This window comes from Weizmannia sp. CD-2023 (assembly GCF_036225245.1).
In the GTDB taxonomy this organism is placed as follows: domain Bacteria; phylum Bacillota; class Bacilli; order Bacillales; family Bacillaceae_C; genus Weizmannia; species Weizmannia faecalis.
Genome location: NZ_JARTJQ010000097.1, coordinates 1 through 1,699, shown reverse-complemented (window position 1 = coordinate 1,699; position 1,699 = coordinate 1). Strand labels below are relative to the sequence as shown.

The 1,699-nt window shown below is 54.1% G+C and carries 1 rRNA gene; it reads right to left on the bottom strand.

The features are described from left to right. Positions 1–96: 96 nt before the first annotated feature. Positions 97–1,650 (bottom strand): 16S ribosomal RNA (locus P9687_RS14605). Positions 1,651–1,699 lie beyond the last annotated feature (49 nt).

The window sequence follows — 1,699 nt, the reverse complement described above, 5'->3', positions numbered from 1 at the left end:
CAAGGAAATATAAGGAAGGATTGAACCTTCAAAACTGAACAAAACGGAAACGTCAAACTTAATTTTGGAAAACGAAGTTTTCCTTAATTTCCTTAGAAAGGAGGTGATCCAGCCGCACCTTCCGATACGGCTACCTTGTTACGACTTCACCCCAATCATCTGTCCCACCTTCGGCGGCTGGCTCCGTAAAGGTTACCTCACCGACTTCGGGTGTTACAAACTCTCGTGGTGTGACGGGCGGTGTGTACAAGGCCCGGGAACGTATTCACCGCGGCATGCTGATCCGCGATTACTAGCGATTCCGGCTTCATGCAGGCGGGTTGCAGCCTGCAATCCGAACTGGGAATGGTTTTCTGGGATTGGCTTAACCTCGCGGTCTCGCAGCCCTTTGTACCATCCATTGTAGCACGTGTGTAGCCCAGGTCATAAGGGGCATGATGATTTGACGTCATCCCCACCTTCCTCCGGTTTGTCACCGGCAGTCACCTTAGAGTGCCCAACTGAATGCTGGCAACTAAGGTCAAGGGTTGCGCTCGTTGCGGGACTTAACCCAACATCTCACGACACGAGCTGACGACAACCATGCACCACCTGTCACTCTGTCCCCCGAAGGGGAAGGCCCTGTCTCCAGGGAGGTCAGAGGATGTCAAGACCTGGTAAGGTTCTTCGCGTTGCTTCGAATTAAACCACATGCTCCACCGCTTGTGCGGGCCCCCGTCAATTCCTTTGAGTTTCAGCCTTGCGGCCGTACTCCCCAGGCGGAGTGCTTAATGCGTTAGCTGCAGCACTAAAGGGCGGAAACCCTCTAACACTTAGCACTCATCGTTTACGGCGTGGACTACCAGGGTATCTAATCCTGTTTGCTCCCCACGCTTTCGCGCCTCAGCGTCAGTTACAGACCAGAGAGCCGCCTTCGCCACTGGTGTTCCTCCACATCTCTACGCATTTCACCGCTACACGTGGAATTCCACTCTCCTCTTCTGCACTCAAGCCTCCCAGTTTCCAATGACCGCTTGCGGTTGAGCCGCAAGATTTCACATCAGACTTAAGAAGCCGCCTGCGCGCGCTTTACGCCCAATAATTCCGGACAACGCTTGCCACCTACGTATTACCGCGGCTGCTGGCACGTAGTTAGCCGTGGCTTTCTGGCCGGGTACCGTCAAGGCGCCGCCCTGTTCGAACGGCACTTGTTCTTCCCCGGCAACAGAGTTTTACGACCCGAAGGCCTTCTTCACTCACGCGGCGTTGCTCCGTCAGACTTTCGTCCATTGCGGAAGATTCCCTACTGCTGCCTCCCGTAGGAGTTTGGGCCGTGTCTCAGTCCCAATGTGGCCGATCACCCTCTCAGGTCGGCTACGCATCGTTGCCTTGGTGAGCCGTTACCCCACCAACTAGCTAATGCGCCGCGGGCCCATCTGTAAGTGACAGCCGAAGCCGTCTTTCCTTTTTCCTCCATGCGGAGGAAAAAACTATCCGGTATTAGCCCCGGTTTCCCGGCGTTATCCCGATCTTACAGGCAGGTTGCCCACGTGTTACTCACCCGTCCGCCGCTAACCTTTTAAAAGCAAGCTTTTAAAAGGTCCGCACGACTTGCATGTATTAGGCACGCCGCCAGCGTTCGTCCTGAGCCAGGATCAAACTCTCAGTAAAGATGTTTGATAAAAGCTCAAAAAGAATTTGACGTTTCGTTTTGTCCAGT